This is a genomic window from Mesorhizobium sp. M7A.F.Ca.CA.004.04.2.1 (genome assembly GCF_004022825.1).
In the GTDB taxonomy this organism is placed as follows: domain Bacteria; phylum Pseudomonadota; class Alphaproteobacteria; order Rhizobiales; family Rhizobiaceae; genus Mesorhizobium.
The window spans coordinates 1-15068 of record NZ_RZPH01000013.1 but is presented as its reverse complement, the minus strand read 5'-3'; the positions used below and the strand labels follow the sequence as shown (position 1 = coordinate 15068).

Annotated in this window: 12 protein-coding genes and 1 pseudogene; 4 read left to right on the top strand and 9 right to left on the bottom strand. The window is 63.3% G+C overall.

Going from position 1 to position 15068, the window contains the following annotated elements:
* From EN893_RS38920 to EN893_RS01560, 3 genes and pseudogenes are all read right to left on the bottom strand, one after another.
* A pseudogene (locus EN893_RS38920) lies at nt 1-214 on the bottom strand (Na/Pi cotransporter family protein); the annotation flags it as partial.
* Nucleotides 215-290: 76 nt separating this feature from the next.
* A complete protein-coding gene (gene pstS / locus EN893_RS01565; protein ID WP_127379225.1) occupies nt 291-1295 on the bottom strand; it encodes a phosphate ABC transporter substrate-binding protein PstS in 1005 nt (334 codons plus the stop codon).
* 356 nt (nt 1296-1651) lie between these two features.
* A complete protein-coding gene (locus tag EN893_RS01560; RefSeq protein ID WP_127268225.1) occupies nt 1652-2767 on the bottom strand; it encodes an anhydro-N-acetylmuramic acid kinase in 1116 nt (371 codons plus the stop codon).
* Nucleotides 2768-3138: 371 nt separating this feature from the next.
* Here EN893_RS01560 and EN893_RS01555 point away from each other — a divergent pair, with 371 nt between their 5' ends.
* From EN893_RS01555 to EN893_RS01540, 4 genes are all read left to right on the top strand, one after another.
* The gene (locus EN893_RS01555) at nt 3139-3831 is read left to right on the top strand and encodes an SDR family NAD(P)-dependent oxidoreductase (protein WP_127268226.1); all 693 of its coding nucleotides are present in this window, start codon (nt 3139-3141) and stop codon (nt 3829-3831) included.
* Between the two features lie 186 nt (nt 3832-4017).
* Nucleotides 4018-4857 (top strand): transporter substrate-binding domain-containing protein, encoded by an 840-nt coding sequence (locus tag EN893_RS01550; RefSeq protein ID WP_164900685.1) that lies wholly within the window; start codon nt 4018-4020, stop codon nt 4855-4857.
* Between the two features lies 1 nt (nt 4858).
* Nucleotides 4859-6220 carry a cation:dicarboxylase symporter family transporter gene (locus EN893_RS01545; RefSeq protein WP_127268227.1) on the top strand — a complete coding sequence of 454 codons (1362 nt, stop codon included), beginning with the start codon at nt 4859-4861 and terminating at the stop codon, nt 6218-6220.
* Nucleotides 6217-7014 (top strand): amino acid racemase, encoded by a 798-nt coding sequence (locus EN893_RS01540; protein WP_127268228.1) that lies wholly within the window; start codon nt 6217-6219, stop codon nt 7012-7014. Before EN893_RS01545 ends, EN893_RS01540 begins: the two co-directional genes overlap by 4 nt.
* A gap of 36 nt (nt 7015-7050) precedes the next feature.
* Here EN893_RS01540 and fhuB read toward each other — a convergent pair whose 3' ends face one another.
* The 6 genes from fhuB to EN893_RS38575 all read right to left on the bottom strand — a co-directional run.
* On the bottom strand, nt 7051-9054 hold the full coding sequence (gene fhuB / locus EN893_RS01535; RefSeq protein WP_128361380.1) for a Fe(3+)-hydroxamate ABC transporter permease FhuB: 2004 nt from the start codon (nt 9052-9054) through the stop codon (nt 7051-7053).
* Nucleotides 9047-9925, bottom strand: coding sequence for an ABC transporter substrate-binding protein (locus tag EN893_RS01530; protein ID WP_127268593.1), 879 nt, complete (start codon nt 9923-9925; stop codon nt 9047-9049). Before EN893_RS01530 ends, fhuB begins: the two co-directional genes overlap by 8 nt.
* Nucleotides 9926-9959: 34 nt before the next feature.
* The gene (locus EN893_RS01525) at nt 9960-12149 is read right to left on the bottom strand and encodes a TonB-dependent siderophore receptor (RefSeq protein WP_236383127.1); all 2190 of its coding nucleotides are present in this window, start codon (nt 12147-12149) and stop codon (nt 9960-9962) included.
* 136 nt (nt 12150-12285) lie between these two features.
* Nucleotides 12286-13170, bottom strand: coding sequence for an AraC family transcriptional regulator (locus EN893_RS01520; RefSeq protein ID WP_164748641.1), 885 nt, complete (start codon nt 13168-13170; stop codon nt 12286-12288).
* A gap of 126 nt (nt 13171-13296) precedes the next feature.
* Nucleotides 13297-14652 carry a glutamine synthetase family protein gene (locus EN893_RS01515; protein WP_127268594.1) on the bottom strand — a complete coding sequence of 452 codons (1356 nt, stop codon included), beginning with the start codon at nt 14650-14652 and terminating at the stop codon, nt 13297-13299.
* 113 nt (nt 14653-14765) lie between these two features.
* Nucleotides 14766-15068: hypothetical protein (locus tag EN893_RS38575; RefSeq protein ID WP_206640079.1), on the bottom strand; the 303-nt coding region annotated here is incomplete at its 5' end.

Below are 15068 nucleotides of genomic sequence, written 5' to 3'. Positions count from 1 at the left end.
CGCTCATCGCCGTCGACGACTGGATGACGCCGGTGATCAGCGTCCCCGCCAGCACGCCTTTGACCGGCGTACCGGCTGCCTTGGCGAGAAAGTCGCGCATCCGGTTGACCGACAGCGCCTGGATGCCGTTTGCCATGAAATCCAGACCGAGCATGAAGATGCCCAAGCCGCCGATCACCGGCACGAGGATGTCCTTGAAGATATCTATGTCCATTTCAGGCAGTCCCCAACAAGTCGCCACGACGACGCGGTATGAAGTTCAGTTGCTGCGCAAGGCAGCTTCGTTCGGGTCAGTTTCCGACCGGCAATTGCCTTGCCCAATACTGTTCGATCTGGCCAATGAGCGCTTTCGGCAGCGGCACATAGCCGAGTGCGGTGGCGTCGCCGGCACCTTGCGCGAAGGCGAGCCGGAAAAGATCATGCACGCGGCGATAGCGATGTTCCGAACGCCCCGAGACCTGGACAACGGCGAACACCGCCGTGCTGATCGGGTACGCACCATCTCCGCTGCGATTGGTGAGGGAGGCGAAGAAGTCGGTCGTTTCCCCCCAGGCGACGGAGGTGGCCGCTGCTTGCACGCCCTGCGGGTCCGGTTTGACGAACTTGCCGGATTTGTTCTGGACCGCTGCGAAGGGAAGGCCGGCGCGAAGAACCTGGCCGTATTCGGCGTAGGCAATCGCCCCCTTGCTCGCAGCCACGGCACGAAGAAGCGCTTGCGTACCTTCCGCGCCTGTCCCGAGCGGCCAGTCGATCAGAGTGTCGGCTCCAAGCTTCGTCTTCCAGTCTTCGCTTGTCGATGACAGAAACTCGGTGAAGACATAGGTTGAGCCCGAACCGTCCTGCCGGTGGATGACGCCGATGGCGAGATCGGGAAGGGCTATGTCGGGATTGAGCACCCTTATCGCAGGATCGGACCAGGACTTTATCTTGCCCAGATAGATGTCGGCGATCACCGGGCCGGAGAGGCGCAGACCTTGCTCCGGCAGGCCATCGAGATTGGCGACCACCGCGATCCCGCCCATGACGATCGGAAATTGCTGCTGGCCGTTCCTGGCGAGATCATCAGCCGGCACGGGAACATCCGTGGCGGCGAAATCCAGTTCGGGCTGCGCAAGCCGCATCAGGCCGGCAAGGGATCCGACCGGTTCATAATCGACGGTCCAGTCCAGCGTGAAGAAGTCGCCGCCGTCGGCGCGTGCAGCCTTGTATGTCGTTGCCCACTTGCCGATGATCGGCGCGGCCAGTGTCGACCCCGCACCGCGAATGGGCTCAGCCCGCGCAGCGGATCCGATCATGGCCCCGATGATTGCAAGGGCGAGCGCAGCTGCCGCCCCCGAAATCGTCGGCCGTGCACCGCGCAATAAAGCTAAACCTGCTGACAACATAAATTGAATCCCAACTATACTGCCGCCGCTATGCAGGCGCGCATCAATGGCCATACGCCTGCGAAATGAGGCGTCAGCTGAAAACAAGATCGCTGTTGTCTTGTATTAATTCTTCTTAACGGTTGGATGACAGTGGGTCCCGGCGGAAAAGCTTTTCGACTATTCCGAAGACCTTTCGACTGCAAAACCTGAGCAAAAAGCCGCATCGCCTGAAAGTCGGCCGGGCGGGAAAGGTCATCCCATCCCGTTCCGGGATGGAAGAGGCTCTAACTGGCGAGTTTTCCGCCCCGCATCGGCCGCGGTGCGCCGGTCGTGCTCGGAAAACTGATTGGCAGGCCGCGCAGCACGCGCACCGCGAGGAAGGCAAAACACTCCGCCTCGACCGCATCGCCGCTCCAGCCGAGGCTCTCGGCCTGCACCACTTCGACGCCGGCACGGCTGGTCAGCATCGCCATCATGGTCGGGTTGTGGCGGCCGCCGCCGCTGACCACCAGTTTTTTAGGACGGCTTGGTAAGAGGTCGAGTGCCTTGCCGACGGCTCCAGCGGTGAAGGCGGTCAGCAGTGCCGCGCCATCCTCCGCATCCAGCCCGTCCGCCATGGCGGCGCCGAAGTCGAAACGGTCCAGCGATTTGGGATAGGGCTTGGTGAGATAGGGGTGCTGCAGCAGCTTGGCCAGCCGCGCCTCGTCCACCTTGCCCGCACCGCCGAGCGCGCCGTCGCGGTCCATCTCGCCGAGCCCCTTCGACTTGATGAAATCGTTCAGCGGCGCGTTGGCGGGGCCGGTGTCGAAGGCAACGACATTGTCGGCGCCATCCCACCAGGTGATGTTGGCGACGCCGCCGAGATTGAGTACGGCCACCTCGCCATTGGCGCCGGCGCCGCGCATCAACGCGGTGTGATAGACCGCGGCCAGCGGCGCGCCTTGCCCCCCGGCGCGCATGTCGGCCGAGCGGAAATCGTAAGCGACCTTGGTACCCAATATGGCATGCATCAGCTCACCATCGCCGAGTTGCCTTGTCTGGCCCAGCCGTCCAACCTGCGGCGCGCGATGCAGAACGGTCTGGCCGTGAAAACCGACGACGCCGATATCGGCCATCGTCATGCCATAGCCTTCGACCAATTCCTTGACGGCTGCTGACTGGGCACGCGTCAGGGCTTCCTCCGCGGTGCGGAAGATCGCCGGCTCCGGCCCGTCAAAGTTCCACGCCCGCGCCTCCGTCAGCGTCTCTTCCAGCAGGGAGCGGATCGACGGAGGATAGGGCATCAGCCGATAGGTGCCGAAATCCTCGATACGTTCGCCGTCGGTCTTGATCAGCGCGACGTCGATGTTGCCGTCCAGCACCGTGCCGGTCATCAGGCCGACGGCCCAGATTGGTTCCATAATCGTTTCCTTGTTGAGCATAATCTTTTCCGAAAACCGTTTCCCACTTTTCGGGACCACGCTCCAGTCCCATTGATGAGATCGCCGACAGCTTTACGAAACCTGACGATTCTACCGCCAAAATGTTGGTCTAATGAATCCGGGCGGCGGGCAAGGTCCAAGCCTTGTCCCTTTCGAAGTGGCGGTCTCGGTGCTGAAGGCCGAGCGGCTTTCGTAGCTCCACAGGCGATATTGGACCGCGCAACGTCGTTTCTGCAGCCCGTCTGGTTCAACAGCCAACGAGATGCCACCTCTTGCCTGTCAGCCCCGAAGGCGCGACCTTGTCTGGTCTGGCGAACGCTTCCGCCGAAATCCGCAAGGGAGAGAAAATCATGACCTCATCCAATGTGGCCGTTATTGCAGGCGCGGGCGCTGGTCTGAGCGCCTCGCTTGCGCGCCTTCTCACCCGGGAAGGCTTTCGCGTGGTTCTGGCCGCCCGTAACGTCGAGAAGCTCAGCGCTCTGATCGGCGAAACCGGTGCTCTGGCCGTTGAGACGGATGTCGCCGACGCTGCGTCCGTCGCCAGGCTGTTCGACACCGCCGACAAGGCCGGCACGCTGGCGCTCGTGGTGTTCAACGCCAGCGCACGCACACGCGGCCCGATCGCCGAGCTCGATGCGGAAGCGGTCAAACAGGCATTGCTGGTCGGCGCCTATGGCGGCTTCCTGGTCGGCCAGCAGGCGGCGCGCCGGCTGCTTGTCCGGGGATCCGGTTCGATCCTGTTCACCGGCGCCACTGCCAGTGTGAAGGGCTTTCCCGGCTCGGCCGGCTTTGCCATGCCGAAATTCGGCCTGCGCGGCCTGGCGCAGTCCATGGCCCGCGAACTCGCCCCGCAGAACATCCACGTCGCCCATTTCATTATCGACGGCCAGATCGCGCCGCCCGGACAGGCAGCCGATCCCGACCTACAGGACCGCCGCCTGTCGCCGGACGCTATCGCCGAGGCCTATCTCGCGGTCCATCGCCAGCATCGCAGCGCCTGGAGCTCGGAGCTTGAGTTACGGCCTTGGGTCGAGACGTTTTGACAATCCAGACGATCGCCCGGCGGGAAGCAACGCGATCCTTCCGCTTTTCCTAATATATTAGGCAATGCTGATATTTTGTGGCGCTAAGCTGCTTGTCCGATACATAAAAAGGCTCAGTGTAATATACACGTTTGTTTAACGCGGGTTGTGCATGTTGCAGCTTTCCCGGGTTAATTGAGAACGCGCATGTCGGTTACACGTCGTACACTGCTTGCGGCCGGGAGCGGCGGGGTGCTGATCTCGCAAGCCCGCGCAGCCAGCACTCCGGGACAGCAGGCGGAGAACGCCCCTCAACCTATCGCGAGCGGCGATGCATTGCGCATCGCAATGCCGGCCTTCGCTTCCAATCCGTTCTTTCCGGCCGACGGATCGGGGGACGATGGCATAGACATGGAGTTGGCCCACGGCATCGCCGCGGCGCTTGGCGTCGAGCCGGTATTCGACCGATCCGCCGCAACGTTCGACGATATCGTCAGTCAGGTCAGTTCCGGACAGGCCGACATGGCGATTGGCAAGCTCAGCCGGACGCTTCAGCGCGGCCGGTCGATCATCTATTCCCGCCCCTACGCCATGCTGCGGCAAGGGCTGATCGCCAACCGCCTCAACCTGGCGCGTATCGCGCAAGGCAAACCGGCCGAACAGATCGTCCGTGATTTCTCAGGCGATCTTGGCGTGATCGAGGGCTCTTCATTCGCCACCTATGCGGCCACGACCTTCCCGCATGCGCAAATCCACCGCCTGGCAAGCTGGGATCTGATCATCGATGCGATCCGAAACGGGACGATCGACATGGCCTATCGCGATGATTTCGAGATCAAGAAGCTGATGGTCGACGATCCGTCGATGACGGTTGTCGCGCGCTCGATCACGCTGACCGACAAGGTCGATACGATCGCAGTCGGCGTGCGGCCCGACAATCCGCACCTCGCGGCCTTTGTCGATCTCTATCTCGATCTCGCGCGGGGTCAGCAGATTCTCAACACGGATGAGATCATCGCCCGCTATCGCCTGGGGAGCAAAGCCTGACATGGCCATCTCCGAGGTAGCCGGACCCCTGCCTTTCGACTGGCGCCTCGCGGCAAGGCGTATCCTGCGCTCGCCCGTGACGACGATTGTGATGATTGCTGCAGGGATATTGTGCGGCCTCTATTATCCAGACTTTGCCCATGCGATCAGCCCTGTCGCACAGCTCTACCTGAATTTCCTCAAGATGGTCGTCCTGCCCTATTTGGTCTCGTCGGTCATCTTCTCCATCACGGCAATGGTCCAGGATCCCAAATCGGTCCGCTACCTCGGCAAGGTGGGTATGGCCGTGCTGGTCGTGTCGTTCCTGAGCGTGCTGGTGAGCGGCACCCTGTCGCTGATCCTGCAGCCGGGCCAGATCGAGAATCCGCAGTCGCGCATCGAGCTTGGCGAGTTCATCAATTCGCAAGGCAGCGTGTCCACCGATCTCGCCTTCCCGTTCCAGCCGCCGCCCTCCAATGGCGACCCCAATGGCGGGCACTCGATCCTGCTCGACCTGGTGCCGAACAACGTCTTCAACGCGCTGGCCTCGGGCCAGACCATCCAGGTTTTGCTGTTCTGCCTGCTTTTCGGGCTCGCGATGGGGAAGATTCCCCAGCCTTCGTCCATGAGCCTGACCCAGGCGCTCAACGCGGTCTACCGGGCCTGCACGGTGCTCACCAACTGGTTCATCTGGGGGTTGCCCTTTGCAACTTTCATCCTGATCGCGGACCAGACCGCGTCGACCGGAACCAAGCCGCTCACGCTGATGGGCGGTTACCTGCTGGTTATGGGTCTTTCCTGCCTCATATTCGTTGCCGGGGCCTTTGCCATTATCGCCATCCGGTCGCGACGAAGCTACTGGACCACGATCAAGACCTGCCAGCCGCTTCTCATGGTGGCCATCACCACACGCTCTACGGTCGCTTCGCTGCCATGGGTCATCAACCTTTTGAGCGAGCGCCTGCGGTTCAGCCTGGTGGTGGTCGAACTGCTCGTGCCGCTGCAGGCGGCATTGCTGCGCACTGGCCCGGCGCTGCTCTACACCTCGGGTGCGCTGTTCATTGCCCAGCTTTACGGCCACCAGCTTGCAGTCTCGGACCTCGTGCTCGTCGGCATCATCTCAGCGCTTCTCGCGCTCACCACCGGCGGTATGGGCAGCCTGCTCATCCTGTCCCAGATGTCCATCGTCTGCGGCTACCTGAAGCTTCCCTTCGAGGCGGCGTTCGTCCTGTTCGTCGCGGTGGATGCAGCCGTCGACACGTTCATGACGCTGGCCAGCGTCTGCACCGTCGCGGCGAGCACGGCAATGATCGCTCCCAGCCACAGGGAGACGACGCAGCCTGACGCCGCCTCGGACCAGCTCGAAGCCGAGCCTGTCAGATGATCGACGACAGCATCCGTCCCCAGCTCGGCATTATCGGCGGTCTTGGGCCGCTTGCTTCGGCTGATTTCTACTTCAAGCTGACCCGGATGACCCAGGCGCTCAGAGACAACGAACATGTGCCTGCCGTGATCCTCAGTGTCCCACAGCTGCCCGACAGGACCGAAGCGATCCTTGCCGGCCATGATGGGCCGCTGGCGCCTTTGAAAGCCGCGGTCGCGACGCTCAATGCGCTCGGCGTCGCCCGCATCGCGATGCCGTGCAACACCGCCCACCATTGGTACAGCCAACTGGCGGCGAATTCGCGCGCGGAAATCATCCATATCGGAGATGCTGTGGTGACGGAGACGCGTCGCAGCCTGGATCAGGGCCGGGTTGCTGTTCTCGCCACCCAAGGCACGCTGGTCTCCGGCTTCTATCAGGACAGGATGTCGGCGGCGGGATTTGAGCTCTGCCTTCCCGCGAACACCGAGTTTCAGGCCTGCGTCGACAGCGCGATCAGCCTCGTCAAGGCAGGTTCGATCGCGGATGCGGCGGTTGAAACCGAGCGCGCGCTCGACATCGCGCAAGCGGCCGGCGCCGATGCAGCCCTGCTCGGCTGCACCGAACTGTCGGTGGTGGCCGCCAGCCTCAACGGTGTCAATGGATTGGTCGTCATCGACAGCAATGCGGCCTTGGCGCGCGCCTGTCTGACACGGTTGGGCTTCGGTGCCCAGGAAGCCCGCGGCCTGCCGACCGTATCACGGCTGCCGGAACATGACCGATCGATGCGCGCCAGCTTGGCCGCACTGGCCTAGCCCTATGGATAGAACCTCATAGCATTTCGGAACCCGTCAGCCCTGGCGCGGCACGCCCTTGGCAAGCAGGTAGACGAGATACGGCCCGCCAAGCAGCGAAGCGAACAGGCCGGCGGGCAGTTCGTAGGGAAAGGCCGCCATGCGCGACAGCCAGTCCGAGACGATCATCAGCAGGACGCCCAGAAGCATCGCTCCGGCGAGATGGACGCGGGCGCGGGAAAAGCCGACCAGACGGGCAAGGTGTGGCGCGATCAGGCCGACGAAGCTCAACGGTCCGACGACCATGGCGGCCAGCGCGGTCAGCAGCGCGGCAACGACGATCAGCATCAATCGTCCGCCGGCGACCGGCACGCCCAGCCCGCGTGCGCTGTCGGACCCGAGCGGCAGGATGTCGAGCCAGCGCGCGGCGAGGAACAGCGGCAGCGTCAGCGGCAACAGACAGGCGAGTGCTAGCCCTGCATCGAGCGCCGACGCCTGGCCGGTCGAGCCGCTCAGCCAGCGCAACAGGATGTAGGACTGCGCGTTGCCCATGGCGATCGTCGCGGTGATCGCAGCGCTGCACAGCGCGCTCATGGCGATACCGGCAAGCAGCAGCCGCTCGGCACCGAACTTTGCTCGTGCGGCAAGGGCCAGCATGGCAATCAAGGCCACCAGTGAGCCCAGGGCTGAGCCGGCGAGCTGCCAGCCAAGATCGGCCGTGGCGCTGACCATCAGCACGGCTGTCAGGCCGGCACCGGCGCCGGTGCCGACGCCAAGCACTTCGGGGCTCGCCAGCGGGTTGCCGGTGACCCGCTGGATGACGACGCCGGCGGCCGCGAGCATGGCGCCGGCGGCGGCCGCCACGCCGATCCGCGGCGCGCGCCACGCGGCGAGATCGGTTAACAGGTCTCCCCCAGCAATAGACCAGCCGTCCGGGCCGCGCCCGACGACAAGCGCCACGATGGCAGCGACAAGCGCCAGCCCAAGCAGAAGCAGGATGATGAGCCGGGGCCGGCTGGCCTTGCGCGGTGCTGCCCCCTTGGAGCCGAGATGCGGCCATTCGAGAAGGCGCAGCCGCGGCAACAGCCACAGCAGCAGCGGACCGCCGAGCAGGGCGGTGCCGGCGCCGGTCGGAATGCGTTCGCCACCGGAACCGGCGGCCAGCTGTACCAGCCCGTCCGTCAGCCACAGCAGCACGGCGCCGATCAGCGGCGCGGTGATCAGTTTTTGGCGCAGTGTGCGGGCGCCCGAAAGCGTGGCCAGCGCCGGCGCTGCAAGACCAACGAACCCGATGACGCCAACCTCTGCCGCGACTGACGTCGCCATCCACACGGCAAGCGCGATGATGAGAAAGCGGCTTGAGTGACGGGCGACGCCCAGGCTGCGTGCCGAGGCATCGTCGAGACCAAGAATGGTCAGCGGCCGCAGCAGCATCAATGCGGCAACCGCGCCGGCCGCCAGCCTGACCGTCAGCGCGATGGTCGGCTCCCAGTCCTGCTGGACCAGCGATCCGCCGCCCCAGATGAACAGCGAAAACAGGTAATCGCCATTGGCGAGGATCAGTGCTGCGCTGACGGAACTGGCGGTCAGCGCCACCATCATCCCGGCGAGCATGACCGACACCGGCTCCAGCCCGCGCCGCCAGGTCAATGCCAGCACCAGCAGCACCGCGGCGATGCCACCGGCGAAGGCGACCAGGCCCTGCGACCGCTCCATCAGCAGCGGTGCGTAAAGCGAGACGATCGTCATCGCCAGCTGCGCGCCGGCCGAGATGCCAAGCGTCGACGGTTCGGCCAGCGGGTTGCGCAGCACATGCTGCAACAGCAGGCCGGACGGGCCGAGCACGGCGCCCGCCAGCACCGCCACCGCGCCGCGCGGCAGCGTGCTGTAGAGCAGGATGACGCGGTCGAGACCGATGCCGCCCGGCAGTGGAGCCGGCCACTGCATGCCGACCCGCCATGCGAACAGGAGCGCTGCCACAGCCGCGAGGAGGCCCCACAGGGCGATTGGCAACAGCGCGGCACTCGTCGCGGCGTGATCGCTTTTAGTGCGCTCAGCCATGGGCCTGCCCGGCAAGGGCGGCCGTCGCCAGACGCGCGAAGCGGCGTGCCGATGGCAGGCAGCCAAAGTGGTTGACCGGCTCCAGGACGGCAACGCGGTTCTGACGCACCGCCGGCAGAGCGTTCCACAAGGCATTTGTCGGAAGCGAACGCCCGACATCCGCCGGCAGTGGCGAAACGATCAGGATCGACGCCTCGGGCACGCGCGCCAGCGCCTCCAGTCCGACGGGTGCCGCCGCGCTGTAGCTCGTCTCGTCGGTCCATGCATTGACCAGGCCGAGACGCGTCAGCACATCGCCGAACATGGAGTCGCGGCCAAAGGCGCGAAAATGCCTGCTATCGCCTAGGCTGATGACGAAGACCGGACGCCCGGAAGCGCGCGGCAAGGTGCCGCGCAGCCGCGCGATTTCATCAGCGGTCTCATCGGTATAGCGCTCCGCCTCGGCCTGCCGTCCCAGCTTTTCGCCCAGGGCCAGTGTCGCTGCCTCGGCGAGCACATAAGGCGGCACGCCGGCCTCGTAGACCGTTTGCGCAAACACCGGCGCGATGCGTTCGAGCATCGGGCGCTGGTATTCGTAGAAATTGGAGATCACGATGACATCAGGCGCGACGATGCGCAGCAGCTCGTAATTGGGCGCGCCGCGCAGCCCGAGATCGGTCACCGATTGGGGCACTGCCGGCTCGACCGCGATCTTGCGAAACTGGATCAGTTCGGTCGCCGCCACCGGCTCGATGCCGAGCGCCAGCAACGTCTCCAGCATGCCCCAGTCGATCGCTGCAACGCGCGGTGTAGCGGCCCTGGCGGCGACCGGTGGCAGCAATGCCGCGGCCGCCAGCGCAAGCACCTGCCGTCTGTTGGGCAGATGGATCATCACTGGCTTGTTTGGCAAGCTGTAACCAAGTCGACTACCAAGTCGTATGCGCCTTCAGCTTGAACGAGCGGCCTTCGCCATAGGAACAGGTCAGCGTCGTCTGGCAGCTCGACACATAGGTTTTGTCGAAGAGGTTGGTGATGTTGAGATCGATCCCCCAATTCTCCTTCTCGTAGCCGAGTTTCAGATCGGCCAGCGTGACCGCCGGCACTTTGGCCGTGTTCTCATTGTCGGCCCACGAAGAGCCAACATAACGCAGGCCGCCGCCGATCGAGATGCCGTCATACCAGTCGCTGCGGAACGTATAGTCGACCGAGGCGGAAGCCATGACTTCGGGCACGATGAAGGGCGTCTTGCCGATGAGCGCCGGGTTGGCGTCCTTGGTGATGTCGATGTCGTAGGCCGTGAATGCACCCGTGACCCGGAAATCGTCGGTCACGTTCACCTTGCCTTCGAGTTCAACGCCGCGAGAGCGCACTTCACCGGTCTGCATCTGCGTGAACAGAGTGACATTGGAAGGGACGTTCTGGCGCGTCAGGTCAAACAGCGACAGGGTGAACAGGCCATCGACAAAGGTCGGTACGTATTTCACGCCAACTTCGTATTGCGTGCCTTCCTCCGGCTTGAACAGATTACCCAACGCGTCGGTGCCGATGATCGGGTTGAAGAAGGTAGCGACGCTGGCATAGGGGGTAACGCCGTTGTCGAATTCGTAGGCTAGTCCTGCTCGCCCGGAGAAATCTCCGACAGTCTGGCTCTGTGAACTGGAGCTGCTGCTGTAGTAGGTCGGACGATTGTCGGCGTCGAGCCAGCCACGGTCGTAGCGGCCGTTCAGCGTCACCAGCCAGCCATCGCCGAAGCGCAACTGGTCCTGGGCATAGAAGCCGAGCTGCTTCTGCGTCAGGTCCTGGTTGAGGTAGCTGACACGTGGCGTCAGTGGCGAGCCGTATACTGGATGGAAGGCGTCGATCGGGTTGTCATAGTTTTCGTCGTAGAGGCCAGACGACTGGACCTGGTCGATGTTGTAATATTTGAAATCTATGCCGGCCAGGATCGTATGTTCGACAGGACCGGTCACCACCTTGCCTTCGATCTGGTTGTCTACCAGGAAGGTCTTGGCCGTGGTGTCATGGTCGAAATTTATGCGGGCCAGATCGGTAGGCCCTCCGATGGTTGACCAGCCATTCGGATAGACGCTGACTTCATTGATATCAGCGGCGGTGAAGCGGGCGTTAGAGCGCACCGTCCAGTCATTGTCGAATGTGTGTTCGAACTCGTAGCCTATCGAGCCCTGTTCCCGCTTGTAGAGATCGACGCTCGGCTCGGTGAAATTCGCATCCGGGTCGATGCGGCCATAATTCACGCCGTCCACAATGTGGTCCGTCACCGTCCCGCTATAGGGCAGGAAGCTGCCGCCATTGTGGTTTTCGTCGATGTGGCTGTAATTGGCCAGGATGGTCAGCGTGGTTGCTTCGTCCGGCTTCCACGTAATACTTGGCGAGATGAAGCCGCGCCAGCCATTTTGCAGGTCGCTGTAGGTATCGCCGCCGGCGACCTTGCCCGTCATCCGGTAGCTGACCGCGCCATCCTTGGCCACGTCGCCAATGTCGAAGCCGAGATAGACATTGCCTGCGTCGTTGACGCCGGTCTCGACATAGCGCGTGCGTTCGAAGTCCGGCCGCTTGCTGACATAGTTGACCAGGCCACCGGGATTACTGCCGCCGTAGAGTACGGAGGCCGGTCCCTTCAGCACCTCGATGCGCTCCAACCCGAAGCTGTCGACATAAAAGCCGCCGAAGCCGTAGCTGAACAGCTGCAGCCCATCCATGTAGGTGCCGGTGGCCGTCGCCTGGAAACCACGGATGTACAGCCAGTTGGTGTCGCTGTCGGGGCCGAAGGGCTGCGCGAAGACGCCGGCCGTGTAGCGCAAGGCTTCGTCGGCCTTCTGTGCGCCCTGGTCGTCGATCTCTTGACGGCCGACCACCGACACGGATTGCGGGATGTCCTTGATGTCGGTCGCCGTCTTGGAGCCGGTCCTGCTTTTTTTGGCGACGACGCCTTTAACCGGTCCGGCCGCGCCGTCGCCGGCCTCGCCCTCGACCACCACCGGTTCAAGCTGGGTGCTGGTTTGCACCGACTGCGCGAACGCGGCCATTGGCGGGATCATCGCGGCTGCGGCGACGCTGGCCGCCAGAAGCGCCTTCATCCGGTAAGTTCTGCTCATCAGGAAAGTCCCCGCCTGTCGACATTGAGATACTTGATGATTTATCTCAACTTATCTGCAGGTCATTGGACGGAATTGGGCAGTTTGTCCATTCTTGTCCAAACGAGGGACATCACGGTGTGATGTTGCGGAAATGTCACTGGCGACTGGTGCTCCTCATCCAGGCGCCGGGTGTCACGCCGACAATCGACTTGAACACACGCGTCAGGTGCGCCTGGTCGAAAAAACCCGTTGCCTCGGCGATGTCGCCAAGTGAAGCGGCGTCACGCGCCATCATCGCCTTGGCCCTGTCGACCCGCGCTTGCATCTGCCAACGATGCGGCGGCACGCCCGTCGCCGCCTTGAAGGCATGACTCATCGCGGTTTCGGACAGGCCGGTCAGCGCGGCGAGATCGGCAAGCCGGATCCTGTCCAGGCAATGCGCGTCGATGTAGTCGGTGACGAGGCGCAGCTTGCGGCGCGAGAGCGGCGACCGTCGCCTGGCGGTATCAGGCTGGTCTATCTGGAACAGGCTTGCGAACAAGGCATTGAGCAAGCCCTCGCCATAGAGATCATGCAGAGGCCGGTCGTTGCCGCATTCGGCGGCGATCATGCCGGCAAGCATGGCGATCCGGTCGTCGCGAAACTGGAAGCGCGACATCCGCAAGGCCTCGTGGTCAAGGCTGCGGCCGAAGCGGCGCGTCAGCGCTGCGGCGTCGAAATGCAGGTCGAGATGCCGGATCCGCCGTAGCCCCTCGACCCGGCCGCGGATCGGCACGCCGGCCGGTATGTAGGCCATGGAAAAAGCCTGGTCGTGGCGGCGCAATTCGCCCTTGGCGCCTTCGACGAAGAAAGCGCCGTCGCCATCCACATCGAGCGCGACGAACAGCCGGGGGTCGGGAGAGACGTAATAGCCTTCGGCCTTGTCACCGCATGAGACATCCCAGAGGTCGGCGACCACGCCGTCCCAGACATGCCATTTCAGATCGCCAATGACTGAAAAGCCCTCAATCCGGCTTTCCATGCGCGCAACGAAGGTCAAGTCCTGTGATCCCAACCATAACATGATAAAAACCATCATGTTTATGCCCGGTTAGCGACCCCACCGCAAGTGCTTTGCGGCTGCTCGAAAATCGGCCGGAACCAATACCGCTGGGGCCGTCAGGCCTCAAACACTTTCGAGGTATGTCTCGATTTCGAAATCGCTGACATTGAGCGCGAACGTGTTCAATTCCTGGCGTTTGCAGGCAACGAAGGAGTCGCGCAGGATGGCTGGAAAAATCTCCGCCACATGCGTCCCGCTCTCGAAGGCGGCGATCGCGGATGCCCAGTCCGGCGGCAGCTTTGCCGGCGGGAGTCCCTGGCCGTCGGTGCCGATCGGATCCCCTGGCGATATTTGTCTTTCAATGCCCGTCAGTGCGGCGCCCAATATGGCCGCTAGCACCAGATAGGGATTGGCGTCGGCTCCCGAAACGCGATGCTCGATGCGGCGCGCACCGGTTGGCCCGCCGGGAATGCGGATCGCCACCATACGGTTCTCATAACCCCAGGCGACTGCGGTCGGCGCATAGGATCTCGGGCGCAGCCTGCGGTAGGAGTTGAAGTGCGGCGCAAACACCAGCGTGCTTTCGGCCATTGCCGCAAGCAGGCCGCCGACCGCATGGCGCATGGTCTCAGAACCCTGGTCGGTGCCGTCATCGAAGACGTTGCGCCCTTCGCCGTCGATCAGGCTGAAATGAACGTGAAAGCCGTTGCCTGCGCGGTCGCCATAGGGCTTAGCCATGAAGCAGGCGGCAAAGCCGTGCTTGCGGGCAATGCCCTTCACCGTGCGCTTGAACAGCACCGCATCGTCAGCCGCCCGCAAGGCGTCCGCGACATGGTTCAGATTGATTTCGAACTGACCGACGCCGTTTTCGGCGATGGCCGTGTCGACGGGAATGCCTTGCGTCCGGCAGGCCTCGTAGACGTCATGGATGAAGGATTCGAAGTCGTCGATCTCGTCGATCGACAGCGCCGCGTCGGAATCGAGACGGCGTCCGGTCACCGGCGAGACCGGTCCGACCGGCCGCTGCGACTGCGGATCGACGAGGTAGAATTCGAGTTCCGTTGCCGCGACCGGGGTCAGGCCCAAGGCCTTGTAGCGATCGAGGATGCGGGCCAGCGCCCGTCGCGGGTCGCCGAGATAGGGCGCGCCGCTTTCGTCGGCCAGCCAGAGCGGGACAAGCGCTGTCGGATGCGCCGTCCAGGCCACCGGCAGAATGCCGCGCCCCGTCCACTGGCACAGTCCGTCGGCATCGCCGGTCGAGAATACCAGTGTGTTGCCTTCGATGTCCTCGCCCCAGACGTCGAGCCCGATCAGCGAAAAAGGCATGCGCAGCTTGCCTTCCAGCGCCTTTCTTGCCTGCTCGACGGGAATGCGCTTGCCGCGCATGATGCCGTTGAGGTCGCACACCGCGGCTCTCAGGCTCTGGATGTCGGTCCTGCTGTCAAGCCAGTTCAAAACGTCCGCAATTGCATCGCTCAATTTATGACCTCTGGTTTTCGAAGGTGCCGCAACCTGACCGGCTGCACTGTCCCTGACAAAAATAGCTTGTGAGTTTTAGGAAAACAGACTTGGCTGTCGCCAAGCGCTTTTCCTTATTTTTTCAAGTCACTAGCTGGTATATCGGGAGGCATTTCAAAACCAATTGCGCGATCTGCGGTCGCAACATAGAGGCTGGAGGGCGGAAAGCCAAGCACGAGCCGGTAAACCAGCGCGCAGCCGCTATCGGCGGGAGCGGCGAGCTCGCTGCGGTCAGATCTGGCGCGCGCAGCGCCCGAGCCACGCTGTGCAAAACGGTCATCACAAATCTTGACCTCGCATGCACTTGCACCTCTGGCCGCTGTCTGGCTTTTTGGGCTACCCATCGCAACGGAGTGATTCGCATCATGCCACTCGAT

Coding starts and splice junctions, on each gene's coding strand:
- pstS (WP_127379225.1), bottom strand. CDS start 1,295: ATGATCGGATCCGCTGCGCGGGCTGAGCCCATTCGCGGTGCGGGGTCG.
- EN893_RS01560 (WP_127268225.1), bottom strand. CDS start 2,767: ATGGAACCAATCTGGGCCGTCGGCCTGATGACCGGCACGGTGCTGGAC.
- EN893_RS01555 (WP_127268226.1), top strand. CDS start 3,139: ATGACCTCATCCAATGTGGCCGTTATTGCAGGCGCGGGCGCTGGTCTG.
- EN893_RS01550 (WP_164900685.1), top strand. CDS start 4,018: ATGTCGGTTACACGTCGTACACTGCTTGCGGCCGGGAGCGGCGGGGTG.
- EN893_RS01545 (WP_127268227.1), top strand. CDS start 4,859: ATGGCCATCTCCGAGGTAGCCGGACCCCTGCCTTTCGACTGGCGCCTC.
- EN893_RS01540 (WP_127268228.1), top strand. CDS start 6,217: ATGATCGACGACAGCATCCGTCCCCAGCTCGGCATTATCGGCGGTCTT.
- fhuB (WP_128361380.1), bottom strand. CDS start 9,054: ATGGCTGAGCGCACTAAAAGCGATCACGCCGCGACGAGTGCCGCGCTG.
- EN893_RS01530 (WP_127268593.1), bottom strand. CDS start 9,925: ATGATCCATCTGCCCAACAGACGGCAGGTGCTTGCGCTGGCGGCCGCG.
- EN893_RS01525 (WP_236383127.1), bottom strand. CDS start 12,149: ATGAGCAGAACTTACCGGATGAAGGCGCTTCTGGCGGCCAGCGTCGCC.